The organism is Actinosynnema pretiosum (assembly GCF_024171695.1).
GTDB lineage: Bacteria > Actinomycetota > Actinomycetes > Mycobacteriales > Pseudonocardiaceae > Actinosynnema > Actinosynnema pretiosum.
In genome coordinates, this window is the sequence record NZ_JAMTCF010000017.1 from 162,447 (window position 1) to 187,177 (window position 24,731).

Sequence of the window (24,731 nt, forward strand, 5' to 3'; positions counted from 1 at the left end):
CCTGCCGGAAACCGTTGCCCTGAACCAGAATCCGGCGCATGGGAACCGAACTGCGCCTGGCGGTGGCACTGGACGGGACGGGGTGGCACCCGGACGGCGGTGACAGCCCCGACGCGGCCCCGCTGTCCGCCCGCCACTGGACCGACCTGGTGCTGGCGGCTGAGCGCGGCGGGATCGACCTCGTCACGTTCGAGGACACCCTCGGGCACCGGCCGAACCAGCTGGACGCGGTGCTCGTCGCGGCCCGCGTCGCCCCGCTGACCAGCCGCGTCGGCCTGATCCCGACCGCCATCACCACGCACACCGAGCCGTTCCACCTGTCCAAGGCCATCGCGACCCTGGACCACGTCAGCCTCGGCCGGGCGGGCGTGCGCCTGCGGGTCGACGCCGACCCCGCCACCGCCCGCCACTTCGGCCGCCGCGACCTGCCCCCGCTGCCCGCGTCCGGGCGTCCCGACGACGCGGTCGTGGCCGACCTGTTCGCCGAGGCCCGTGACTACGCCGAGGTGCTGCGCAGGCTGTGGGACAGCTGGGAGGACGACGCCGAGATCCGCGACGTCGCCACCGGCCGGTTCGTCGACCGGGACAAGCTCCACCACGTCGACTTCCGGGGCGGGCACTTCGCCGTGAAGGGCCCGTCGATCACCCCGCGCCCGCCGCAGGGCAACCCGCCGATCGCCGTGCTGGCCCACGACGAGGAGCGCCCCCACCGGCTGGCCCGCGAGTCCGCCGACCTGGTGTTCACCACCCCGCGCGACGCGGCCGACGTGCGCCGCACCGGCGCGGAGGTCGGGGGAGCGCGGCACTTCGCCGACGTCGTCGTCGCCTTCCACGACGACCGCGAGCTGACCTCCGACGCGCACGTGCACACCGGCGGTCCGGCCGAACTGGCCGACCTGGCGCAGGAGTGGCACGAGGCGGGCGCGTTCGGCCTGCGCCTGCGCCCCGCGCGGCTGCCGCGGGACCTGGCCGCCATCACCGGCGAGCTGGTGCCCGAGCTGCGCCGCAGGGGCCTCGTCCCCGCCGAGCCGGGCCCCGCGACCACCCTGCGCGGCCTGCTCGACCTGCCCCGTCCCGCCAACCGCTACGCAGCTCCCAGGGGTGCCTGATGGTGAAGCAGATCCGGCTGGCCGCCCACTTCCCCGGCGTCAACAACACCACCGTGTGGAGCGACCCGGCGGCGGGCAGCCACATCGACTTCGAGTCCTTCCGGCACTTCGCCCGCACCGCCGAGCGCGGCCGGTTCGACTTCCTGTTCCTGGCCGAGGGGCTGCGGCTGCGCGAGCAGGGCGGGCAGATCTACGACCTGGACGTCGTCGGCAGGCCCGACACGTTCACCGTGCTCGCCGCGCTCGCCGCCGTCACCGACCGGATCGGGCTCGCGGGCACCATCAACTCCACGTTCAACGAGCCCTACGAGGTGGCCCGCCAGTTCGCCACCCTGGACCACCTGTCCGACGGCAGGGCCGCGTGGAACGTGGTGACCTCGTGGGACGCGTTCACCGGTGAGAACTTCCGGCGCGGCGGGTTCCTGCCGAAGGAGCAGCGCTACGAGCGGGCCCGCAGCTTCCTGGACGCCGCCTCGGTGCTGTTCGACTCCTGGCGCGAAGGCGGCGCGTTCGCCGTGCGCGACGAGCACTTCGACGTCGAGGGCCGCTTCGGCCTGCCGCGCACGCCCCAGGGCAGGCCGGTGATCATCCAGGCCGGTGACTCCCCGGAGGGCAGGGACTTCGCCGCCGCCAAGGCCGACGCGATCTTCAGCAGGCACGCGGGAGCGGAGGCGGGCAAGGCGTTCTACGCCGACGTGAAGGGCCGCCTGCCCGCGCACGGCAGGGCCCCCGAGGACCTGGTGATCCTGCCCGCCGCGACGTTCGTGCTCGGCGACAGCGACGCCGAGGCGCGCGAGCGGGCGCGCGAGGTGCGGGCCCAGCAGGTCAGCCCGCAGACGGCGATCAAGCTGCTGGAGCACGTCTGGAACCGCGACCTGTCCGACCTGGACCCGGACGGCCCGCTGCCGCAGGACGACCCGGTGGTCGACGGAGGCACCATCGCACCGGGCCGGGCCAGCGTGCGCATGTACCGGGACCCGCTGGCGACCGCGCGGGAGTGGCGCGAGCTGTCGCGGGCGCGCGGGTTGTCGGTGCGGGAGCTGATGATCGAGGTGACCGCCGAGCAGACCTTCGTCGGATCGCCGGAGACCGTGGCGACGTCGATCAACGACCTGGTGCAGCAGGACGCGGCCGACGGCTTCGTGCTGGTCCCGCACATCACGCCCGGAGGGTTCGACGAGTTCGTCGACCGGGTAGTCCCGCTGCTCCAGGAGCGCGGGGTCTTCCGGTCGGAGTACGCGGGCACGACCCTGCGCGAGCACCTGGGGTTGAAGCCGCTGGGCTGAGCGGACCTGTTGCGCGGAAAGGGGAAACGCGCGAGGCGGGCGGCGGCTAATCTGATGATCATGGGTCTCACGTCCAAGTCGCCGCTCTACCCCAGCGGTCCGGTGGCCGACCTGGTCCAGCGGCGAATGCGGGCCGTTCCCTTTTTGGGCGGGGCCGCGATCCTCGGCCACCTGGGGTTGCTGATCCAGATGTTCTCGCTCTCCCTGCACGGCCGCGACACCGGGAGCACCTGGTTCCTGCTCGCGTTCGCGGTCGCACTGGTCGTCCCCGTGGTGCTGGGCGCCTGGCTGCGCGTCCGGGGCCACCGCCGCCCCGACCTCTGGGTCCCGGCCGCCCTGATCACGCTCGCGACGATCCTGCTGCTCGGCGTGCTCCCCGTCGCCGTGAGCGCCGTGAACGCGGTCGGCCTGGCGGAGGTCGGCGCGCACACCCTGCTCAGCGTCGTCGTCTCCCTGCTCTTCGTCCTGATCGTGGCCCACTCGCTGTCACAGTCCCTGACCGCGATGCCCGCCCCCGAACTGGGCTCGACCGGCTACCCCCTGACCGTGCCGCTGCGCACGACCCACGTGGAACCGAGGATCGACGGCGCGCTCCACCTGACCGACCGCGCCATCACCTGGTCCGCCCACCGCGCGAGCCGCTGGTGGGACCCGAGGCCGGGCGCGAAGGCGACGCTGCCCCTGGACCAGATCCACGACGTGACCCCGGCCGACCAGCCCACGCCGACGCCGCTCCTCACCCTCCCCGACGGCACGACCCTGGACACCACCCCCGGCCCGGTCGTGCGCGTCACCACCGTCACCGGCCAGGTCGTGGTGCTGCCGGTGTCCGACGCGGCGCTGTACGCGGACCTGATCCAGCGCAGGCGCCAGTACGTCCACTGGGCCGCGGCCTGGACGCGCTGAACCCCGATCCACCTGTTGATCACGTCGTGCGGTTGGTCCTGCCGGTGGCTCGGCGTCAGCCGCAGGTGACTTGATGCACGTCACTCCACTCTGAGTGTGTAACTTAATGTGTGACCAGCGGCGTTTTATTTTCAAGCTATATAGTTTCTGCTGTCGCGCAGGTTAAACAGGGGGTGATCGGATGGCTACCGCGGACCAGGTGAAAGCACTGGTCAAGAGCCACGCCGAAGGCGACGACACCCGCTTCTACTCCGTGGCGCTCCAGGTGGCCGCAGGCGCCGCGCGCAACGGTCACGGCCGTTTCGCCCAAGACCTGAAAGCTCTGGTGGACGGCCTGCGGAAGCGGTCGTCCGGATCGGCCCCCCGCGTCGGCCCGGTCGCGGTGGCGCGTCCCAGGGGTGAGCTGGCCCAGTTGCTCACCGTCAGCTACCCCGAGGCGCTGCTGAGCGACATGTCCCTGGACCCGCAGGTCCGGCAGCGCTTGGAGCGCGTGCTCCTGGAGCAGCGCCAAGCTGATCGGCTGCGCTCCCACGGCTTCCACCCGGTGCGCAAGCTCCTGCTCACCGGCGTTCCCGGCACCGGCAAGACCATGACCGCCCACGTGCTGGCGGGAGAGCTGAGGCTGCCGCTGTTCGTGATCAGGTTGGACGGCCTGATCACGAAGTTCATGGGGGAGACCGCGGCGAAGCTGCGACTCGTCTTCGACGCGCTGGCCGAGACCAGGGGCGTCTACCTCTTCGACGAGGTCGACGCGCTCGCGGGTGAGCGCGCGCACGGGAATGACGTGGGCGAGATCCGGCGGGTGCTCAACTCATTCCTGCAATTCCTGGAGGCGCACCACTCGGACAGCCTCCTGGTGGCTGCGACAAACCACCCGCAACTACTCGATCGGGCGATCTTTCGCCGCTTCGACGCGGTGATCGAATATTCTCTGCCCGACGCTGCGGTGGCGCGCGAGGTCATCGAGAACCGCCTCGCCACCGTGGACATGGCCGACCTGATCTGGGGAGAGATCGGCGAGGCCGCCGCAGGACTGAGCCAGGGGGAGATCACCGCCGCTGCCGAACTCGCCGCCAAGGACGCGATCCTGGTCGGGAGCGGAACGGTCACCACCGCCACCCTGCGCGACGCCCTGAGGCTCAGGAGGTCGAGGAGCGCGGACTAGGCGAGGTGCGGGGTTGGGGCAGCGGGACAGGAACCACCTGATCGTCACCGGACGCTGCACGACCGACAACTACGCGCCCATCAGGGGCGGGGGCTCCAGCGAGAAGCCGCCCAAACCGGGAAACCGCCGCGCGCACGGGACCGCCATCCGCGCCGGTCTTGACAAGGCCGAGCGCGAGGCGCGGGTCCACCGCGAGCGCGTCTCCATCGACGTTCCAGGGGCCGTTCCCGGCGCCTACGTGGAGTTCGAGAGCTTTCCGGGCATCGAACTCGCCCTGGAGAGCCTGGACTCGCAGGCGTCCGGGCCGCGTCCTGAGTTGCGCGCCGTGCGGCTCGAGGGGACCGAAGACGACCAGGTGCAGGTCGCCACGGTTTTCGTCCCCGAAGGCGCCATGGTCCGCTTCCTCAAGCGCGTGGACGCCTACCTCGCCGCAGCGGAGGAGGACGAGCCCGCGCACCGCAACCTGCTCGACCGCATCAGCGAGGTCCGGCGGGCCTCGGTGGAAGCGCTGTGGACCGATCCCGGCGCGTTGTTCCCCCGCGAGGAAGGTCCGGTGTGGTGGGAGCTCTGGTTGCGCCGCCGCGACGGTGACGAGCTGGCCAGACTGGCGACGTGCGCGGCGGAGCTCGGCTTCCAGGTCAAAGAACGCGCCTTGGGCTTCGACAGCAGACTGGTGGTGCTGGTCGAAGCCACGGTCGAGCAGTTGGGGACGGCGCTAGCGGTGCTGGACGACATCGCCGAGCTGCGGAGCCCTCGCTACCGGGCGGAGTTCCTGGACGGACTGACAGCCTTCGAGCAGGGGGAGTTCGTCGAGGAACTGGCTGATCGGGTCATACCCGCTCCAGCGGGTTCCCCGGTCGTGTGCGTGATCGACACCGGTGTCCACCGGAACCACCCCCTGCTGGAGCGCTCACTGGCGGAGCAGGACTGCCACGCCGCCGACCCCGCTTGGCAGGCGGTCACCGACGACGGCGGGCACGGCACCAAGATGGCCGGACTCGCCCTCTACGGAGACCTGGGCGCGGCGATCGAAACCGGCTCCCCGATCGAGCTGGAGCACCGGTTGGAGTCCTTGAAGCTCCTGCCGCCCAGGGGAGCCAACGACCCGGAGCTCTACGGATCGATCACCGCAGGCGGGATCTCGGCGGTGGAGGTCGGCGCGCCAGGGCTGTCCCGCGCCTACGCGATGGCCATCACCACCGAATCCGCCCGGATCGACGACTCCCTGAGAGGCAGGCCCACTTCGTGGTCCGCCTCCTTGGACGCGCTGATCGTCGGTCGGGACATCGACCAGTCGGTGGGCAAGTTCGAACTGCTGGAGCCCGCGAACCCGGACGCGTGCCGCTTGATCGTCGTCTCGGCCGGGAACGTCAGGCCGGAGTACGGCCATGACCACCTGACCAGGAGCGACGTCGAGCCGATCGAGGACCCGGCGCAGTCCTGGAACGCCTTGACCGTCGGTGCTTTCACCGACGTCGACAGCCTGCAGAACCCGTCTGCGGGCTACGAGGGCTGGAGCCCGCTGGTCAAGCGGGGCGAGCTGTCCCCGTTCAGCCGAACCTCCGTGACCTTCGGCGACAAGTGGCCCATCAAGCCCGACGTGGTGCTGGAAGGGGGCAACCTCGCGGAATCCCCCGGCGGGACCGAGCGGCACCCGCTCGGGGAGCTGGCGCTGCTCACCACCGCCGCGCCGCCCCGGCTGGGAACGCCGGGCAGCGGTCGTCAGCTGACCACGGTGAACGCGACCAGCGCCGCCACCGCGCAAGCGGCGCACCTCGCCGCGCAGATCATGGCCGCCTACCCCCACCACTGGCCGGAGACGGTGCGGGCGCTGATCGTCCACTCGGCCGAGTGGACGCCCGTGATGCGCGGCCACCTGGACAACGAGCGCCGCAAGCGGGACAAGCGCACCCTGCTGCGCCGCTACGGGATGGGGGTGCCGAGCCTGGCGAGGGCCACCCGGAGCGCGAGCGACGCGCTGACCCTCGTCGTGGAGGAGACGATCACCCCGTTCCGGGCCAAGAAGCTCGCGGACATCCACTTCCACGACCTTCCCTGGCCCGGTGACACCCTGCTCGACCTGGGAGGCGCGGAGGTGCGGCTCAGGGTGACCCTCTCGTACTACGTCGAGCCCAACCCGGCCGATCGTGGTTGGAAGGGGCGCTACCGCTACGCCTCGCACGGTTTGCGGTTCGACGTGCGCAGGTCGAACGAGTCGCGCGACGAGTTCACCAAGCGCGTCAACGCGCAAGCCCTGGCCGAAGGCGAGGAGCGGCCGGACTCGGTGAAGGAAACCGGGGAGTGGGTCATCGGTGCGGACAGCCGCAGCCTGGGCTCCCTCCACTCCGACATCTGGACCGGAACCGCCTCCGACCTCGCCCAGCGCGGGATCATCGCGGTCTACCCGGTCGGCGGCTGGTGGAAGAACGACCCAGGGGAGCGCCAAGCCCGCTACGCCCTCGTCGTCTCCATCGAGACCCCCGGCGTGGACACCGACATCTACACCCCGGTCGCCCAGCAGCTCCAGATCCCGATCACCACCTGACCCGCCGTCCCGCCCCTCACACCCCAGGCGCCAGCGCCGCGGGCTCCGCCGCCGCCAGGTTCTCCGGCAACCGCAACCCCTGCGTCAACGGCACCAGCTCCGCCTGGAGCACCAGCGCCGCCGCGCCGATCGCGGGCGCCGTCGACGCCGAGCGCGACAGCCGCACGTCCACCCCGCCGCTCCCGCGCCCCACCACCGCCCGCCCCAGCTCCTCCCGGATCACCGGCAGGTACACCGACCCCGCGACCGCGAACCCCGGCCCGGTCAGCACCAGCACCTCCAGGTCCATCAGGTTCGCCAGCGACCGCGCCGCCACCGCCACGCACCGCGCCGACCGCTCCAGCAGCCCCAGCGCCGCGCCCTCGCCCCGCCGGGCCGCGCGCGCCACGGCCGCGAAGTCCGCCGCCACCGACCCGCCCTTGAGCTCCCGCGCCAGCGACGGCAGCTCCCCGGCCTCCGCCACCACCGCCGCGGGCCCCGCCATGACCTCCAGGCACCCGCGCCCGCCGCACCAGCACACCGGCCCCAGCGCGTCCACGCTCACGTGCCCGATCTCGCCCGCGTCGCCGCCGTTGCCCCGGTAGGTGATCCCGCCGATCACCAGCCCGGCCCCGAGCCGCGTCCCCATGCACAGCGCCGCCGACGTCGCCGTCCCGCCGATCCCGCCGGACCAGTGCTCGCCCAGCGCGGCGGCCGTCGCGTCGTTGTCCACCGCCACCGGCAGCCCGACCGCGCGTCCCAGCTCGCCCACCAGGCCCTCGACGTCCGCCCCCGGCGCCCCCGGCGCGCCCGGCGACACGACCCCGACCCCGAGCACCAGCTCGCGCTCGATCCCCACGCCCTCCACCAGCGCCGACACCGAGTCCGCGACCTGCCCGACGACGGCGGCCGGGTCGGCCACGCCCGGTCGCAGGATGCGCGCCACGACCGCGCCGCCGAGGTTGGTCAGCACGTACGTGTTGCCCGCGTGGTCCAGGTGCACGCCGACCGCGTACCGCGCCGAGTGGTTCAGCTGGAGCAGCACCCGCCGCTTGCCGCCGGTGGACTCGGCCCGCCCGGTCTCCACGACGAGCCCCTCGTCGATCAGCTTGCGGACCACCGTGGAGATGGTCGCCCCGGTGAACCCGGTCGCCCCGATCAACCCGACCCGGCTGATCACGCCCGCCGCCCTGATCACGTCCAGGACGGTCGCCTTGCTGCTCGCGTGCGGTGTGGCCCGCGCCGGTCCGCTCATGCCCCCCACCCCACCAAACCTGCCGAAGACCCGCCCGAAGGCTACCAACGAACCACCGCCCGGTGACCGTCCCGCGACGCCCAGGTATTGACTTCGTTTCTTCAATGACTAAACAATCCTGCCCAAGCCGGGCGGCTCGCGCCACCTAGCGCGCCGCAAGCCACGAAAGGAATCAACGATGTTCCTGAAGGCACAGCGCTCACGCAGGCGGCTGGCGGCGGTGGTCCTCGCCGCGGCGTTGGCAGCGGCAGGCTGCGGCGGTTCCGGGGGCGGCGGCGGGACGGCCGCCGACACCCTCGTCGTCTACACCGGTCAGGCGGGTGACTGGCAGCTCAACTTCAACCCGTACTCGCCCACCCGCATCGAGGGCCTCGGCACGATCTTCGAGCCGCTGTTCTTCTACAACGTCACCGGCTCCACCGACCCCGTGAAGCGCCTCGGCGAGAGCTTCGAGTGGAACGCCGACGGCACCGTCCTCTCCATCACCACCCGCTCCGGCGCCACCTGGACGGACGGGAAGCCGTTCACCGCCAAGGACGTCGTCTTCACCCTGGACATGGTCGCCAAGACCCCGACCATGAACAGCGTCGGCTACAAGGGCAAGGCCGCCGCGATCGACGACACGCACCTCACGGTCACCTTCGACGAGCCCTCGTACCTGGTCGGCCCGCAGGTCCTCGGCCGCACCTGGATCGTCCCCGAGCACCTGTGGGGCCAGCTCTCCGACCCGGCCACCGACGTGATCGCGTCCCCGGTCGGCACCGGCCCGTTCCAGCTCGACGAGTTCAAGGCGCAGGCCTTCACCCTCAAGGCCAACGAGGGCTACCACAGCGGCGCGCCCGCGGTGAAGAAGATCCGCTACCTCTCGCTGTCCGGCAACCAGGCCGGGGCCGACGCGCTCAAGGCGGGCCAGGTCGACTGGCAGACCGGCCCCGTCCCGGACATCGCGAACGTCGAGAAGAACTACCCCGGCTACAAGGCCAACACCACCCCGATGAACCAGGCCGCGCTGCTGACCTGCTCCAACGCCGCCCTGGGCTGCGAGGGCCCGCAGACCGACCCTGCGGTGCGCAAGGCCGTCTACTACGCGCTCAACCGCACCCAGGTGAACTCGCTCGCGTTCGAGAACACCGCCAGCGAGATCTCCCCCGGATTCGCCCTCCTCGGCCGCGACGACGACGTCATCTCCGGCAAGCTCGCCGAGCGCACCGCCCCCATGCAGCCCGACACCGCCAAGGCCGGGCAGCTCCTCGAAGGCGCGGGCTACGCCAAGGGCGGCGACGGCTTCTACGCCAAGGACGGCCAGCAGCTCGCCCTCAACGTCAAGGTCGTCGCGGGCTGGACCGACTACATCACCGCGCTCGACACGATGACCCAGCAGCTCCAGCAGGCGGGCATCAAGCTCAACGTGCAGCAGTCGTCCTGGAACGAGTGGGCCGACGCGCGCGGCCAGGGCAAGTACCAGCTGATCATCGACTCGCTCTACCAGGGCCCGGCCGCCGACCCGTTCTACCTCTACAGCTACTTCTTCGCGACCTCCTCCACCGCGCCGGTCGGCCAGACCGCGACCCCGAACTTCGCCCGCGTCTCCGACCCGGCCATCGACGCCGCGATCGACGCCCTCAAGGCCATCGACCCGAAGGACACCGCCGCGCGCCAGCCGCACCTGGACGCCATCCAGACCCGGATCGAGGAGACCGTCCCCTACATCCCGCTGCTGACCGTCGGGACCACCAGCGAGTACAACGCGAAGAAGTTCACCGGCTGGCCCGACGAGTCCAACCCGTACGCGTTCTTCGCCGTCTGGTCCGCGCCGGACAACTCCGAGATCTACCGGACCCTCAAGCCCGCCGGTCAGTGACGCGATGCGGTACTACGCGCGAAAACTGGGGTTCTACCTGGTCGCCCTCTGGGCGGCGCTCACCCTGAACTTCTTCATCCCCCGGCTCATGCCGGGCAACCCCGTCGACACCCTCATGGCCAAGCTCGCCCAGCGCGGCGGCCAGGTCGACGCCGAGGCCCGCCGCGCCTACGCGCTGCTGCTCGGCGGCGACAGCGAGGGAACCCTGCTGGAGCAGTACTTCGCGTACCTGGGCAACCTGGCGCGCGGCGAGCTGGGCGTGTCCGTCAGCGCGTTCCCCACGCCCGTGTCGGAGGTCATCTCCGGCGCGCTGCCGTGGACGGTCGTGCTGGTCGGCGTGGCCACGGTGCTGTCGTTCCTGCTCGGCATCGGGCTCGGCGCGTTCGTCGGCTGGCGGCGCGGCACCTGGCTGGACTCGCTCGTCCCGGCCACCACGCTGCTCGCGGCCGTGCCGTACTTCTGGCTCGCGCTGATCCTGGTGGCGCTGCTGGCGTCCGGGCTCGGCTGGTTCCCGCTCATCGGCGGGTACGACGTCGTGCTCGACACCGGGTGGAACGCCGACTTCATCGGCTCGGCGATCTACCACGGCACGCTGCCCGCGCTGACCATCGTGCTGTCCTCGATCGGCGGCTGGCTGCTGGGGATGCGCAACATGATGGTCTCCACCACCGCCGAGGACTACGTGCTCACCGCGCAGGCCAAGGGTCTGCGGGGCTCTCGGGTCATGGTCCGGTACGCCGCGCGCAACGCGGTGCTGCCGTCGTTCGCCGCGTTCGCCATCTCGCTGGGCTTCGTGGTGTCCGGCTCGATCATCACCGAGCAGGTGTTCTCCTACCCCGGCATCGGCTCCAAGCTGCTGCAGGCGGTGCAGAACAACGACTACGCCCTCATGCAGGGCATCTTCCTGGTCATCACGATCGCCGTGCTCGGCGCGAACCTCGTGGTGGACCTGCTGTACGCCGTCGTCGACCCGCGCACCCGCGCCGAGGGCTGAGAGGAGCGCGCCCATGACCACCCTCGCTCCCGTGCCCGCCGCGGAACCCGCGGTGCGCGCGGGCTGGCGCTCGATGCTGCCGCGCTGGTCGCCGAAGCTGGCGGTCGGACTCGGCCTCATCGGGGCCATCACCCTGTTCGCGCTGATCGGGCCGCTGCTCACCGGCGACCCGGCCACCATCCGCGACATCGGCCTCACCCCGCCCGGCGGCGAGCACCCGCTGGGCACCACCCAGACCGGCCAGGACGTGCTCGCCCAGCTCGCCCACGCCACCGGCGGCTCGCTCAAGCTGGGGCTGACGGTCGGCGTGCTGGCCACGCTGCTGTCCGCGCTGTTCGGCATCGTCGGCACCTACGTCGGCGGCGTGGTGGACGAGTCGTTCTCGTTGTTCTCCAACGTGATGCTGGTGATCCCGACGCTGCCCCTGGTGATCGTGATCTCCGCGTTCGTGCCCGCAGAGCAGCGCGGCGCGTGGACCATCGCCCTGGTGCTGGCCATCACCGGCTGGGCGGCGTCGGCGCGGGTGCTGCGCGCGCAGACGCTGTCCGTGCGCACCAGGGACTACGTGGCGGCGGCCCGCGTCGCGGGGGAGAAGCCGTGGCGGGTCATCGCCGTGGAGATCCTCCCGAACCTGCTGCCGCTGCTGGCCTCCCAGTTCGTGTACACGGTCATCTCGGCGATCCTGAACGAGGCCGGGCTGTCGTTCCTGGGGCTGGGCGCGTCCAACTCGTCCACCCTCGGCACGATGCTCTACTACGCGCAGAACGGCTTCGCGCTCCAGCGGGAGGCCTGGTGGTGGTTCGTGCCGCCGGGGCTGCTGATCGCGCTGTTCGGCTGCGGGCTCGCGCTGGTGAACTTCAGCATCGACGAGATCATCAACCCGAAGCTGCGCGACGTGCCGCTGCGGGTGAAGGAGCCCGAGCGCACCGCCGTGCCCGCGCCGCGCGCCGACGAGGACGCGGTGCTGACCGTGGAGGGGCTGTCGGTCGAGTACCGGACCGAGCGGCCGGTGCGGGCGGTCCGGGACGTGTCGCTGACCCTGCGGCGCGGCGAGATCCTGGGCCTGGCCGGGGAGTCCGGCTGCGGCAAGACCACGCTCGCGTACGCGGTGAGCAGGCTGCACCGGCCGCCCGCCGAGATCACCGGCGGCACGGTCACGTTCCACGGCGAGCGCGACGAGGACGTGCTGGCGCTGCGGCCGGAGGAGCTGCGGGCGTTCCGCTGGTCCGAGCTGTCGATGGTGTTCCAGGGCGCGATGAACGCCCTGAACCCGGTGACGACGGTCCACGCGCAGCTCGACGACGTGCTCACCACCCACCGGCCCGGCATGGCCAAGGCCGAGCGGCGTGCCAGGTGCGCCGAGGTGCTGGGCCTGGTCGGCGTCGACCCGGCGCGGCTCGACTCGTACCCGCACGAGCTGTCCGGCGGGATGCGGCAGCGCGTGGTGATCGCCATGGCGCTGCTGCTGAACCCGCAGATCATGGTGATGGACGAGCCGACCACGGCGCTGGACGTGGTGGTGCAGCGGGGGATCCTGCGGGAGATCCTGCGGCTGCGCGACGAGATCGGCTTCGCGGTCCTGCTCATCACCCACGACCTGCCGCTGCTGCTGGAGGTCGCGGACCGGATCGCGGTGATGAAGGACGGCGAGGTGGTGGAGCTGGCCGACGCGGAGCGGATGCGCCTGCGGCCGGAGCACCCGTACACCAGGCAGCTGCTCGACTCGTTCCCCAGCCTGACCGGGGAGCGCGGCTCGTTCGTGCGGAGCGGGGGGAGTTCGGCGTGACCACGTTGGAGGCGCGGGAGCTGGTGAAGGACTTCACCGTCCGGTCGGGCTGGCGGCGCGGCCGGTTGCGGGCGGTGGACCGGGTGTCGTTCACCCTCACGCCGGGCCGGACGGTCGCGCTGGTCGGCGAGTCCGGGTCGGGGAAGTCGACGATCGCGCGGATGATCGCGAGGCTGGAGCGGCCGACGTCCGGCGAGATCGTGGTGGAGGCGGACGGCGCGCGGGTGCCCGACCGGGAGTACCGGGACCACGTGCAGATGGTGTTCCAGGACCCGTTCGCCTCGCTGAACCCGTTCCACACCGTGGAGCACCACCTGGTCCGCCCGCTGCGCCTGCACGGCCTGCCGTCCGGTTCGGCGCAGGTCAGGGCGTTGTTGGACCGGGTGAGCCTGCCCGGTGAGCTGGCGTCGCGACGGCCCCACGAGCTGTCCGGCGGGCAGCGGCAGCGGGTGGCGATCGCGCGGGCGCTGGCGCCGGGGGCGAAGGTGGTGGTGGCGGACGAGCCGGTGTCGATGCTGGACGTGTCGATCCGGTTGGGCGTGCTGAACCTGCTGGCGAGGTTGCAGCGCGAGGAGTCGCTGGCGGTCCTGTACATCACCCACGACCTGGCGACCGCGCGGCACTTCTCGGACGACATCCTGGTGCTGTACAAGGGGAAGGTGGTGGAGCGGGGGCCCGCGGACGACGTGATCCTGACTCCGAGGCACCCGTACACGAAGCTCCTGGCGGAGGCGGCCCCGAACCCGGAGGCGCGGGGGAGGGCGTTCACCGTCGACCAGGCTGAGGTGGAGCGCGCGGGCAGGGCGGCGGCCTACGACCACGTGACGGGTGAGTGGGAGGAAGTCGCCTAGGGGGTTGGTCGCGCCCGTCCTCGCGGTGGGACGGGCGCGACCCCGCTGTTCAGGTGACGGAAGTTCACCTTCGCCCGTTCGCGGGCACCCCCGGTGCATTCGACTTCCGGAGGTGGCGCCGTGAACCGCGGCCTGTTCGTGGGTGTGGTCGTGCTGGGCGTGCTCCTGGTCGGCGTGCTGATGCCGACCGCGAGCGCGGGCGAACCGACGGCGAACGGCGGCGCGATCTACACCGTGTTCCTGGCGGCGATCCTGGCGGGCACGATGCTGGGCACGTCCGACGAGCGGCGCTGAGCGGTCACTCCCAGGCGCGGGCCGTCGCCGCGAACACCTCGGGCTCGCTCTGCAGCGGAACCACGCACAGCAGCTGCCCACCGGGCGCCCGCAACACGTGGCACCCCTCCCACACGGACACCTCCTCGGCCCCGAGCCCGGTCAACCGCTGGACCTCGGCGTCGACGTCGTCCGTCTCGATGTCGACGTGGTAGCGGGGCGCGTCGTCCACGGCCTGAACGTCGAGCGCGATCCCGTCCACGGCCCCGTCGATGGCCGTGAACTGCTCCTCCCCGACCACCGGCCTGATCCGCCCACCCAACGCGGACGCCCAGAACCGCGAGGCCGCCCCGGCGTGGTCGGCGGGCACGTCGACGAAGATCGCGTACAACCGGCTCCTGTGCATCCTCCCGACTACCCGTGACGCGGCGGAGTTCACCCGAGCCGGACGACGGGTACCCGAAGTGCCGTCGGGGCCGACTGGGGAGGGGCCGTGCGCCGAAGGCTGGGGTTGTTCGGGGTGACGGTGCTGTTATCCGGCTTGCTGCTGGGGGTGCTGCTACCCACGGCGCGGGCGGGCCACTGGGCGGCGGACGGCGAGGCGCTGTACGTGGTGGCGATCGCGGCGCTGATCGTGGGAACCGTCCTGGCGCTGACCGCGCCCCGGCGCTGACGGGCCGGATTTCGACACGATCCGACGAAAACCACACTCTGCACGCAGTTCAGCCGCTGTCGGATCGTCATCAGGTGACTATGCTCAGCCTCATGCTGATCCGCTTCGAGGTGTCCAACCACCGCTCGATCGCGGAACCCGCCGAACTCTCGATGGTCGCCATCGACGAGGACCGCCCCGAGGCGCGTGCGCAGGAATCGCTCGGAGCGAGCCTGCTGACGGTCGCAGCCCTCTACGGCCCCAACGCCTCAGGCAAGTCGAACGTCCTCTCCGCTTACTCCTGGCTCTGTGATGCGGTTCGGCACTCGCTGCGGAGGTGGGACGAGGAGATCCCCGTCGAGCCATTCGCCTTCGACGGGAACACCGAACCGACCGCCTTCGAGGTGGAACACCTGGTCGGCGGCGTCCGCTACGAGTACCTGCTGGAGATCACTCGCGAGCGAGTGGTGTACGAGGCGCTCTTCCACTACCCGGAGAATCGCAGGCGGCGGATCTTCGAGCGCGAAGGGGGAACGCTCAAGCTCCAGCGCGGGATGGGACACCTGTCGGGGATCAGAGAACTGCTCACGGACCGGACCTTGGCGCTGTCGGTCGCGCGCAGGCACGACGATCCGCTAATCGTAGGATTCGTGCGGGCGCTGCTGCGGGTGCGCTCCCGAGTGCTGGGGGAAAGGCAAAGCATCTGGGAGCGCCTACGGGGAGGATCGCCGTTCAGTCTGGATCTCTTTGAGCGGGATGATTCACGCGCACTGGCGATGCTCCGCTTGGCTGACCTCGGCATCGAGAACGTGCAGATCGAAGAAGAATCTGGACCTCGTGGACGGTTTATGGGCGTCCGATTGGTGCACAGGACCGAAACGGGTCTCGTCCCTCTGGAATTCGCAGCGGAGTCCGAGGGGACCAGGAGTTGGTTCAGGCTCATCGGTCCAGTTCTCAGTGTGCTTGAAGCAGGTGCCGTCATGCTCTTCGACGAGTTGGACGCCAGCCTGCACCCCACGCTGTCCGCCCAGCTCATCAAGCTTTTCCACGACCCGGCGACCAACCCGCTCGGCGCCCAGCTCATCTTCGCCTCACACGACACCAGCCTCCTGAACCACCTCAACCGCGATGAGGTCTGGCTGACCGAGAAGTCGAAGAGCGGCGTGACCCGCCTCGGCCCGCTGGCCGAGTTCGCCGGTGAACGGGTCCGCAAGTCACAGAACCTGGAATCCGGTTACCTGCACGGCCGGTTCGGCGCGCTCCCCGACATCGACCAGACGGAACTCCTGCGAGTGCTGGGGCTGATCGGCTGACCATGGTGAGTCGAAATCGGAGAACTCAGGGGAAGTCCCTCAAGCGCACATCGGGAACCCGAAACGAACGTCGGACGATCATGGTCTTCACCGAGGGCAAGATAACGGAGCCGGAGTACGTCAAGGGGCTCAAGCAGTTACCGCACATATCCGGGAACATCACGCTCAATCTGGTGATCCATGTCGAGCACGTGGTCCCGATGAGGCTGGTCGAGTTAGCGGTCAACTACGTGGACGACCCCGAGATCGACGAGTGCTGGTGCATCTTCGACGTGGAGTCTCCCCAGCCGCACCCGAACCTCAAGGAAGCGCTCGCCCTAGCGGAGAAGCGCGGCGTCAAGGTCGCTGTCTCGAACCCCTGCTTCGAGACCTGGCTGGTGCTCCACTTCGAGGACTGCACCCGCGCCTACACCACTGCTCAGATCGATAGGCTGAGCAAGCGCTTGGACGGCCGTGCGGGGAAATCCATCGAACGCGGACAAGTACCTGCCCCACCGCGAGGCCGCCGCCGAACGCGCCCGGAAGCTGGACGAGCGCCACGACCGCGACGGCAAGACCTTCCCGAAGAACAACCCCTCCTCCGGGATGCCTGCCTTCCTCGCAGCGCTGGACCGCACCACCTGACCGGGGCCGCGCCAGGGGAAACCCCCGACGCGGCCCCGCCGACTCACACCGCCGTGGCCCGGATCAGCACCAACCGCTCCGGGTAGAGCACCGGCGCCTGCACCCCCATGGCCTCCAACACCCGCCCCCCAACCCGAACCCCCTCCGGGGTCCACCAAGGCAGCGGGTTCCCCCAGTGGTGCGCGTTCCCGTCCGGCACGTCCCCGGGCGCCAACGGCCGCACCCAGTACTCCCGGTCCGCCGCCAACCCCGGCAGCCGCACCGCCCCCGTCGGGTAGATCTCCGAAGTCCCGTGCGCCACCACCGCGTACACCGCGTCCGACCCGTCCCCGGCCACGACCCCGTGCACCTCGATCGCCGGGTCCGGGTGGTCCCCGTGCACCGACACCCCGCTGTGCAGCAACCCCCGCAGCGACTTGTACAGCCCCACCCACTCCGCCACCCGAGCCCGGTCCTCCGCGGACACCCGCGTCAAGTCCGACTCGATCCCGAAGTGCCCGAACAGCGCCGTCCCCGCCCGGAAGTCCAGCTTGTGCAGCCGGTCCGTCGTGTGCGACCGCCCGTCACCCACGTGCGACCCCATCAGCTCCAGCGGGATCAGCAGGTTCGTCCACCGCTGGATGCGCTGCCGCTCCAGCGCGTCGATGCAGTCCGACGTCCACACCCGGTCCGTGCGCTGCAGGATCTCCAGGTCGATCCGCCCGCCGCCCGACGAGCACGACTCGATCTCCACCTCCGGGTGCCGCGCCCGCAGCTCGTCCAGCAGCCGGTACACGGCCAGCGTCTGCGCCCGCACCCCGGCCTGACCGCCGGGCTGGTGCCCGGCCTCCACCAGGTCCCGGTTGTGGTCCCACTTCAGGTACGCGATGTCGTACTCGCTCAGCAGCGAGTCCAACCGCTCCAGGAGGTAGTCGTACGCCTTGGTCAGGTCCAGCACCTGCTGGTGCCGCGCCGCGCGGGGCAACCGCCCGCCGGTGGCCATGATCCAGTCCGGGTGGGCCCGCGCGAGCTCCGAGTCCTCGTTGATCATCTCCGGCTCGACCCACAGCCCGAACTGCATACCCAGCCCGGTCACGTGCGACACGATCGGCCCGAGCCCGTCCGGCCACACCTCGTCCGACACGTACCAGTCGCCGAGGCCGCGCTTGTCGTCGCGCCGCGACCCGAACCACCCGTCGTCCAGCACGAACCGCTCGCCGCCGACCTCGGCCGCCGCGTCCGCCAGCGCCTTCAGCCGGTCCAGGTCGTGGTCGAAGTACACCGCCTCCCAGGTGTTCACCACGACCGGCCTCGGCGAGGTCGGGTGGCCGGGGCGGGTGCGCAGGAACTCGTGGAACCGCGCCGACACCGAGTCCAGCCCGGCCGCGCCGTACGAGCCGTACTGCCACGGCGACTCGTACACCTCGCCCTCCGCCAGCCGCCCCTCGCCCGCGAGCAGCAGCTCGCCGGACCCGAGCAGGGACACCGCGTGGAACGTGCGCTCGGCGAACGTCCGGTGGTTGCCCGACCAGGCCGTGTGCACCGCCCACACCTCGCCGCGCCGGTTCGCGAAGTCCTCGGTGCCCGCCGCCAGCACGTACGCCGCGTCGTAGCCGGTGCGCCCGGTCCGGTTCTCCCGCACCCGCAGGCCCTGGGTGAACCGGGTCCGCTGCGGCGCGCGCTCGCGCAGGTGGTGGCCGCTGAAGTCGAGCAGCTCCACCGCCTCGGCGGGCACCGGCAGCGCCAGGTTCACCGCGTCCACGGTGAACACCGACCCGCCCAGGTTGCGCACCCGCGCGCGCTGCCGCACCACGCCGGACGGCAGCAGCTCGACGACCACCTCCGCGCCCAGCCCTGCGGTCTCGTCCACCGCGCGCACGACGACGCCGTCGCCCGCTTCCTCCACCCCGGTGACCCGGAACGCCACCGAGAAGTCCGCGCCCTCGCGGTGCCCGACGAGTCCGGGGGTGCCGAGCCAGCCCGCCGACTGCTCGGGCAGCACCGACACCTCCACGTGCCCGTCCACCGAGTTGCCGATGGGCTGGCGCAGCGACAGCAGCCGCAGCGACTCCAGGTCGGGGTCGGGCCCCAGGTCCGCGCCCCAGTGCAGCACGCGGGGGAGGGTGCCTCCGGTCAGGTCGAGCACCAGGCTCACGCCCGCGGCGCGCAGGTGCCTCAGGTCCGCCACTGTGGTTTCTCCTCTGGCGAGTTACGTCGTTGACTTACTTTAGTTGGCGGCGTAAGAATCGCCAGGCTTTCGCTCACCAGCACGCGACACCGCACACCGCCGGGAATGGAGTACCTCATGATCCGCCGAACGGTTCACGACGGGTGGCAGTTGCGCGCGGTGGGCGGCCCCGTGCCCGAGCACGTCGCGGGCGCGACCGTGCCCGCCGAGGTGCCGGGGAGCACCCACCTGGACCTCCTGCGCGCCGGGCTGATCCCCGACCCGTACCTGGACCGGAACGAGGCGGAGCTGGCCTGGGCGCACCGCGCGCGGTGGAGCTACGCGACGGTCCTCACCTCGGAGGCCGCGCGCGCGGGGGAGAAGGTGGAGCTGGCCTTCGACGGCCTGGACACGGCGGCGACCGTCGTGCTCAACGGGCACCCCCTCGGCTCCACCGCCAACATGCACCGAAGCTACCGCTTCGACGTCCGCGACGTGCTCAGGGACGGCGAGAACGACCTGGTGGTGGCGTTCGACTCGGCCCTGGAGCACGCCGAGCGCGCCGAGGCCGAGCTGGGCGAGCGCCCCCGCGCCTACCCGCACCCGTTCAACGCGATCCGCAAGATGGCCTGCTCGTTCGGCTGGGACTGGGGCCCGGACCTGCAGACGGCGGGCATCTGGAAGCCGGTCCGCCTGGAGCGCTGGACCGGCGCCCGGCTGGCCGAGGTCCGCCCGCTGGTGACCGTGGACCAGGACGGCACCGGCCGCGTCGAGGTGCACGTCCGGCTCGACCGCGCCGGTGACGCCCCGAGCCTGCTCACCGCCCGCGTCGGCGACCACGAGCAGCGCGCCACCGTCGACGGCGACACCGCCGTGCTCACCGTCCTGGTCCCCGACGCCCCGCTGTGGTGGCCGGTCGGCTACGGCGAGCAACCGCTGCTCGACCTGGAGGTCGTCGCCGAGTCGGGTGACGAGCGCGACACCTTCACCCGCCGCATCGGCTTCCGCACCATCACCGTCGACACCGAGCCCGACGCCGACGGCACCCCGTTCACCTTCGTCGTCAACGGCGAGCGGGTCTTCGCCAAGGGCGCCAACTGGATCCCCGACGACCACTTCCTCACCCGGATCACCCGCGACCGCCTGGCCCGCCGCGTCGACCAGGCCCTCGCCGCCAACCTCAACCTGCTGCGGATCTGGGGCGGCGGGATCTACGAGACCGAGGACTTCTACGACGTCTGCGACGAGCGCGGCGTCCTGGTCTGGCAGGACTTCCCGTTCGCCTGCGCCGCCTACGCCGAGGAGGGGCGGCTGCGCGCCGAGGTCGAGGCCGAGGCCCGCGAGAACGTCGCCCGCCTCACCCCGCACGCCTCCCTCGCGCTGTGGAACGGCAACAACGAGAACCTCTGGGGCCACGAGGACTGGGGCTGGAAGGAGCAGCTGGGCGAGCGCACCTGGGGCCTCGGCTACTACACCGGGCTGCTGCCCTCGATCGTCGCCGAGCTGGACCCGACCCGCCCCTACTCGCCGGGCAGCCCGTACAGCCCCGGCCAGGTCCACCCGAACGACCAGGACCACGCCACCCGGCACGAGTGGGAGGTGTGGAACCGCGTCGACTACACCCACTACCGCGACCACGCGCCCCGCTTCTGCGCCGAGTTCGGCTTCCAGGGCCCGCCCACCTGGCGCACCCTCACCGACTGGGTGCACGAGGACGACGGCCCCCTGACCCCCTCCTCGCCCGCGTTCCTGCTGCACCAGAAGGCCGAGGACGGCAACGGCAAGCTCGACCGGGGCATGGCGCCGCACCTGCCGGTCCCCGAGTCCTTCGAGGACTGGCACTGGGCGGCCCAGCTCAACCAGGCCCGCGCGGTCGCGTTCGGCGTCGAGCACTTCCGCTCGCACTGGCCGCGCACGGCGGGCGCGGTCGTGTGGCAGCTCAACGACTGCTGGCCGGTCACCTCCTGGGCCGCCGTCGACGGCGAAGGCCGGGAGAAGCCGCTGTTCCACGCCCTCAAGCACGCCTTCGCGCCCCGGCTGCTCACCGTCCAGCCGCGCGACGGGGCGCCCGCCGTCGTCGCGGTCAACGACACCGCCGAGGCGTGGGACGAGGACCTGGTGGTCCGTCGAATCTCGTTCGACGGGGCCGAGCTGGCGACGACTACACTGCGGCTCGGGGTCGCCGCCCGCTCCACGTCCGTGGTCCGGCTGCCGGACTCCCTGCTGGCAGCGGACAACCGGGAGGCCGAGGTCGTGGTAGCCACCGCGGGTGGGGTGCGCGCGCTGCACCTGTTCGCCGAGGACCGCGACGCCGCGCTCGACCCGGCCCCGCTCACCGCCACCGCGCACCGCGCCGACGGCGGCTACCGGGTCGAGGTCACCGCCACCGCGCTCGCCCGCGACGTCGCGCTGCTGGTCGACAAGGCCGCGCCCGACGCGCGCGTCGACGACCAGCTCGTCACCCTGCTCCCCGGCGAGCGGCACGCCTTCCACGTCACCACCGCCGCCGACCTCGACCCGGCCGCGCTGACCGACCCGCGCGTGCTGCGCACGTCCAACGCGCTGGCGGGTCGGTGACCGCCACACCCGCCACGACCGGCGCGGTCGGCCTGGTGCTCGCCAGGCCGACCCGCCTGCTCGGCGTCGAACCGTTCTTCATGGAGTTCATCGCGGGCATCGAGGAGCGGCTGGCCGAGCGCGAGCTGTCGGTGCTGCTGCACGTGGTGTCCACCCAGGACGCCGAGATCGCCGCCTACCGCAGGTGGGCCGCGCGCGGCCTGGTGGACGCGGTGGTCGTGGTCAACCGCACCGAGGACGACCGCCGCCCCGCCGTGCTGCGCGAGGTCGGCCTGCCCGCCGTGCTGGTCGGCGAGCCGGACGGCGACCTCCCGGCCGTGCGCACCGACGACACCGCCCCGATCCGGGCCGCGCTGGAGCACCTGGTCGCCGCCGGTCACCGGGCCATCGCCCGCGTCACCGGACCGGGCGAGCTGCTGCACACCCGGGCGCGCACCGCCGCGCTGCTGGCGGCCTGCGCCGAGCACGGCATCACCCCCCTGGTGGTGGAGGGCGACTACTCGGAGGAGTCCGGCGCGAAGCTCACCGCCGCGCTGCTGGAGCTGGACGAGCCGCCCACGGCCGTCCTCTACGACAACGACGTCATGGCCGTCGCGGGCCTGGGCGCGGCCAAGGAGCGCGGCGCCGACGTGCCCGGCGGGCTGGGCATCATCGCCTGGGACGACTCGACCCTGTGCCGCCTCGCCACACCCGCGCTCACCACGATGAGCGTCGACGTCCACCGGTTCGGCGAGACCGTCGCCGAGTCGGTGCTGGAGCTGATCTCGGGCGGCCCGGTGGCCGACCGCTGGTCGCCTGCGGCCGTCCTGGTCGCCAGGGAGAGCACGAACGCCAGCCCCGCATAGGAGAACCATGTCCTACCTGCCGTCGTCGGACCGGTACGAGCGGATGCCCTACAGGCGGGTCGGCCGCAGCGGGCTCAAGCTGCCCGCCGTGTCGCTCGGCCTGTGGCACAACTTCGGCGACGACAAGGGGTTGGAGACCCAGCGCGCCATCCTGCGCCGGGCCTTCGACCTCGGCGTGACCCACTTCGACCTGGCCAACAACTACGGCCCGCCGCCCGGCTCGGCCGAGCGCAACTTCGGCGCGCTGTTCGGCCAGGACCTGGCCGCGCACCGCGACGAGATCATCATCTCCACCAAGGCCGGCTACACCATGTGGGACGGCCCGTACGGCGACTTCGGCTCCCGCAAGTACCTGCTGTCCTCGCTGGACCAGTCGCTGAGCCGGATGAAGCTCGACTACGTCGACGTCTTCTACCACCACCGCCCGGACCCGGAGACCCCCATCGAGGAGTCCATGGGCGCGCTGGACCACGCGGTCCGCTCCGGCAAGGCGCTGTACGCGGGCATCTCCAACTACTCCGCCGAGCAGACCGCCGAGGCCGCGCGGGTGCTGCGCGAGCTGGGCACCCCGCTGCTCATCCACCAGCCCTCGTACTCGATGTTCAACCGGTGGAGCGAGGACGGCCTGTACGACGTGCTCGCCGAGGTCGGCGCGGGCAGCATCGCCTACTCGCCGCTGGCGCAGGGCCTGCTGACCAACCGGTACCTGGGCGGCGTGCCCGAGGGCTCGCGGGCGGCGGGCGGCAGCCCGTTCCTCAAGTCCGACGCCATCACCGAGGAGAAGCTGGACAAGGTCAGGGCGCTGGGCGCCATCGCCGAGGGCCGGGGCCAGACCCTGGCGCAGCTGGCGATCGCCTGGGTGCTGCGCAACGCCACGTCCGCGCTGGTCGGGGCGAGCAGCCCGGAGCAGCTGGCGGACAACGTGGCCTCGGTGGGGAACCTGGAGCTGACCGCCGACGAGCTGGCCGAGATCGAGAAGCACCTCTGACGGGGGCGGGCGCGGGGGTCGTCGTCGGCCCCCGCGCCCCGCGCCTCACGTCAGCCGCGTCCTCCGGAACGTCTCCAGGCCCGCGAGCGGCGCCGCGTACGGCTGCTCGGCGGCCGGGTAGCCCGCGCCCAGCAGGTACACCGGGATGCTGCCGATGTTGTCCAGGCCGATCCTGCGCGCGAGCGCCTCGTCGTAGAACGCGCCCGTCTGCAGCGGGCCCAGGCCCAGCGCGGTGGCGGTCAGCGCGAACGTCTGGCCGAGGTGACCGGCGTTGAGCAGGCTCACCCGGTAGGAGCGCGGCAGCTCGTACTTGCTGCTCATCCGGTCGATCACGGACGCCAGCACCACGGTGAACGCGACCGAGCCCACCCACGGCTGGTCCGTGCCGAGGTGCGTCATCTCGTCCCTGGTCAGGCCGGGGGAGACGAGTTCGAGCGAGTGCTCGCGCAGGTTGTAGTGGTAGAAGCCGGGGGACAGGCCCTCCACGGCCAGCACCCCCACGTACGCGTCGAGCTCCTGGCGCGAGCCGCCCGCCGGGCTGGTGCGGCGGAACAGGGCGCTGCGGCCGGAGTCGATGAAGTCGGTCGGGCCGAAGGTGGTCACCAGCAGCGCGGCCAGCACCGCCAGCGGCACCGGTTCCTCGGTGAAGTCGCGGACCGTGCGGCGGGCGTACAGCGCCCTGCCCAGCGGCACGCCCAGGTCGGCGGGCACGCGCGGCAGCAGCACCCGCTCGGCCTCCGGGTACTCGGTGAACACCCGGTGCTGCGGACCGGCGGTGTCCGCCGTGTCGTTCTTGGCCTGCTCCCTGGCCTGCTCGCGGTCAGCGGGCAGCTTCTCCGCGTCGATCTGCGTGCCGTAGTGGAAGAACGGGGCCTCCGGGGCCCAGGTCTCCCAGGTGCGCGCGGCCAGCTCGTCCCGCTCGGCCTCGTCGCTGTCCTCGACCAGCAGCGCGCCCGCCTCGCGCAGCACCTCCACCGCCTCGGACACGGTGTCGGGCGTCAGGTGGTCCAGCTCCTCGGTCGCCTTGGCCGCGTCCACCCAGGAGTCGAACGCCGACAGCACCTCGGCGGCCACCGGGTGCAGCGCGGTCGGCGTGCCGCTCAGGTAGGGGTGCACGACGAACTCGTCCTCGTGCCAGTAGCAGGTCAGGCTGTGGGCGCGGCGCAGGCGCATGACACCTCCGGTGCGGAATGGGAGGGGCCGGGCCCGCTCGTGGCGGACCCGGCCCCCGGGCGTCACGGCTGGTCGCCGTTGTACCAGTAGTAGAAGTTCGGCTGGTTCGACCGCTCAAGGCGGATGACCGGCCTCGCCTTCATCGAGATCTTGCGCATGATCGTCACCTCCTCTGGAGTTCCGTCGTGCCCTGGGTGGATGCCCCTGGAAAACCGGAATCCACATCGGACCGGACGGTCCCCTCCATCCAGCGACGATTTCGTTCCGCCCCAGTCACGTGCAACGCGTGCAGGGTCCTCCGATGGTGGCCACTTGGGCTCGCCGCGCCCGCGAACGCCCTCGTCGGACGCGGTCTCCGAAGCGCGGGACCCTCGCGCGCGCCGTTGAGCGCTCGGGCCCCGCG

The 24,731-nt window shown here is 71.7% G+C and carries 20 protein-coding genes and 1 pseudogene; 17 read left to right on the forward strand and 4 right to left on the reverse strand.

The window, feature by feature from the left end; all coding sequences use genetic code 11:
- Window positions 1–38 precede the first annotated feature (38 nt).
- The 5 genes from LV78_RS30325 to LV78_RS30345 all read left to right on the forward strand — a co-directional run bounded on the left by LV78_RS30325 (window position 39) and on the right by LV78_RS30345 (window position 7,011).
- Window positions 39–1,109, forward strand: a complete 1,071-nt coding sequence (locus LV78_RS30325) for an LLM class flavin-dependent oxidoreductase (protein WP_253849377.1) — start codon at window positions 39–41, stop codon at window positions 1,107–1,109.
- Window positions 1,109–2,395 (forward strand): NtaA/DmoA family FMN-dependent monooxygenase, encoded by a 1,287-nt coding sequence (locus LV78_RS30330; RefSeq protein WP_253849379.1) that lies wholly within the window; start codon window positions 1,109–1,111, stop codon window positions 2,393–2,395. Before LV78_RS30325 ends, LV78_RS30330 begins: the two co-directional genes overlap by 1 nt.
- Before the next feature lie 60 nt (window positions 2,396–2,455).
- Window positions 2,456–3,301 carry a hypothetical protein gene (locus LV78_RS30335; protein WP_253849381.1) on the forward strand — a complete coding sequence of 282 codons (846 nt, stop codon included), beginning with the start codon at window positions 2,456–2,458 and terminating at the stop codon, window positions 3,299–3,301.
- A gap of 181 nt (window positions 3,302–3,482) precedes the next feature.
- Window positions 3,483–4,466 carry an AAA family ATPase gene (locus LV78_RS30340; RefSeq protein ID WP_253849383.1) on the forward strand — a complete coding sequence of 328 codons (984 nt, stop codon included), beginning with the start codon at window positions 3,483–3,485 and terminating at the stop codon, window positions 4,464–4,466.
- 13 nt (window positions 4,467–4,479) lie between these two features.
- Window positions 4,480–7,011, forward strand: coding sequence for a S8 family peptidase (locus LV78_RS30345; RefSeq protein WP_253849385.1), 2,532 nt, complete (start codon window positions 4,480–4,482; stop codon window positions 7,009–7,011).
- Window positions 7,012–7,027: 16 nt separating this feature from the next.
- On the opposite strand, the gene LV78_RS30350 is transcribed toward LV78_RS30345, so the two are convergent.
- Window positions 7,028–8,245, reverse strand: coding sequence for an ROK family transcriptional regulator (locus LV78_RS30350; protein ID WP_253849387.1), 1,218 nt, complete (start codon window positions 8,243–8,245; stop codon window positions 7,028–7,030).
- 178 nt (window positions 8,246–8,423) lie between these two features.
- Here LV78_RS30350 and LV78_RS30355 point away from each other — a divergent pair, with 178 nt between their 5' ends.
- The 5 genes from LV78_RS30355 to LV78_RS30375 all read left to right on the forward strand — a co-directional run bounded on the left by LV78_RS30355 (window position 8,424) and on the right by LV78_RS30375 (window position 14,031).
- On the forward strand, window positions 8,424–10,106 hold the full coding sequence (locus tag LV78_RS30355; protein WP_253849389.1) for an ABC transporter substrate-binding protein: 1,683 nt from the start codon (window positions 8,424–8,426) through the stop codon (window positions 10,104–10,106).
- Between the two features lie 4 nt (window positions 10,107–10,110).
- The gene (locus LV78_RS30360) at window positions 10,111–11,100 is read left to right on the forward strand and encodes an ABC transporter permease (RefSeq protein WP_253849390.1); all 990 of its coding nucleotides are present in this window, start codon (window positions 10,111–10,113) and stop codon (window positions 11,098–11,100) included.
- 13 nt (window positions 11,101–11,113) lie between these two features.
- Window positions 11,114–12,886, forward strand: a complete 1,773-nt coding sequence (locus tag LV78_RS30365) for a dipeptide/oligopeptide/nickel ABC transporter permease/ATP-binding protein (protein WP_253849393.1) — start codon at window positions 11,114–11,116, stop codon at window positions 12,884–12,886.
- Window positions 12,883–13,737: an ABC transporter ATP-binding protein gene (locus LV78_RS30370; RefSeq protein ID WP_253849395.1), complete on the forward strand. Its 855-nt coding sequence runs from the start codon at window positions 12,883–12,885 to the stop codon at window positions 13,735–13,737. The genes LV78_RS30365 and LV78_RS30370 overlap by 4 nt, the downstream gene beginning before the upstream one ends.
- Window positions 13,738–13,857: 120 nt before the next feature.
- Window positions 13,858–14,031, forward strand: a complete 174-nt coding sequence (locus LV78_RS30375; protein ID WP_253849396.1) for a hypothetical protein — start codon at window positions 13,858–13,860, stop codon at window positions 14,029–14,031.
- Between the two features lie 4 nt (window positions 14,032–14,035).
- On the opposite strand, the gene LV78_RS30380 is transcribed toward LV78_RS30375, so the two are convergent.
- Complete coding sequence (locus tag LV78_RS30380) at window positions 14,036–14,401, reverse strand: VOC family protein (protein WP_253849398.1); 366 nt, start codon at window positions 14,399–14,401, stop codon at window positions 14,036–14,038.
- Window positions 14,402–14,503: 102 nt separating this feature from the next.
- On the opposite strand from LV78_RS30380, the gene LV78_RS30385 reads away from it, so the two are divergent.
- The 4 genes and pseudogenes from LV78_RS30385 (at window position 14,504) to LV78_RS30395 (ending at window position 16,599) form a co-directional block, all read left to right on the forward strand.
- The gene (locus tag LV78_RS30385; RefSeq protein WP_253849400.1) at window positions 14,504–14,683 is read left to right on the forward strand and encodes a hypothetical protein; all 180 of its coding nucleotides are present in this window, start codon (window positions 14,504–14,506) and stop codon (window positions 14,681–14,683) included.
- A 92-nt stretch (window positions 14,684–14,775) separates the two neighbouring features.
- Window positions 14,776–15,975 carry an AAA family ATPase gene (locus LV78_RS30390; RefSeq protein ID WP_253849402.1) on the forward strand — a complete coding sequence of 400 codons (1,200 nt, stop codon included), beginning with the start codon at window positions 14,776–14,778 and terminating at the stop codon, window positions 15,973–15,975.
- A gap of 80 nt (window positions 15,976–16,055) precedes the next feature.
- Window positions 16,056–16,358: pseudogene (locus tag LV78_RS42095) on the forward strand (RloB family protein); the annotation flags it as partial.
- Between the two features lie 70 nt (window positions 16,359–16,428).
- Window positions 16,429–16,599 carry a hypothetical protein gene (locus tag LV78_RS30395; RefSeq protein WP_253849404.1) on the forward strand — a complete coding sequence of 57 codons (171 nt, stop codon included), beginning with the start codon at window positions 16,429–16,431 and terminating at the stop codon, window positions 16,597–16,599.
- A 43-nt stretch (window positions 16,600–16,642) separates the two neighbouring features.
- Here LV78_RS30395 and LV78_RS30400 read toward each other — a convergent pair whose 3' ends face one another.
- Window positions 16,643–18,766, reverse strand: a complete 2,124-nt coding sequence (locus tag LV78_RS30400) for an alpha-galactosidase (protein WP_253849406.1) — start codon at window positions 18,764–18,766, stop codon at window positions 16,643–16,645.
- A 117-nt stretch (window positions 18,767–18,883) separates the two neighbouring features.
- Between LV78_RS30400 and LV78_RS30405 the strand changes: the two genes are divergently transcribed.
- From LV78_RS30405 to LV78_RS30415, 3 genes are read left to right on the forward strand one after another with little or no spacing between them, the layout of a single operon-like run.
- Complete coding sequence (locus LV78_RS30405; protein ID WP_253849408.1) at window positions 18,884–21,322, forward strand: glycoside hydrolase family 2 protein; 2,439 nt, start codon at window positions 18,884–18,886, stop codon at window positions 21,320–21,322.
- Window positions 21,319–22,167 carry a LacI family DNA-binding transcriptional regulator gene (locus tag LV78_RS30410; protein ID WP_253849410.1) on the forward strand — a complete coding sequence of 283 codons (849 nt, stop codon included), beginning with the start codon at window positions 21,319–21,321 and terminating at the stop codon, window positions 22,165–22,167. The genes LV78_RS30405 and LV78_RS30410 overlap by 4 nt, the downstream gene beginning before the upstream one ends.
- Before the next feature lie 7 nt (window positions 22,168–22,174).
- The gene (locus tag LV78_RS30415) at window positions 22,175–23,155 is read left to right on the forward strand and encodes an aldo/keto reductase (protein WP_253849412.1); all 981 of its coding nucleotides are present in this window, start codon (window positions 22,175–22,177) and stop codon (window positions 23,153–23,155) included.
- 45 nt (window positions 23,156–23,200) lie between these two features.
- Here LV78_RS30415 and LV78_RS30420 read toward each other — a convergent pair whose 3' ends face one another.
- Window positions 23,201–24,328 carry a SagB/ThcOx family dehydrogenase gene (locus tag LV78_RS30420; protein WP_253849414.1) on the reverse strand — a complete coding sequence of 376 codons (1,128 nt, stop codon included), beginning with the start codon at window positions 24,326–24,328 and terminating at the stop codon, window positions 23,201–23,203.
- Window positions 24,329–24,731 lie beyond the last annotated feature (403 nt).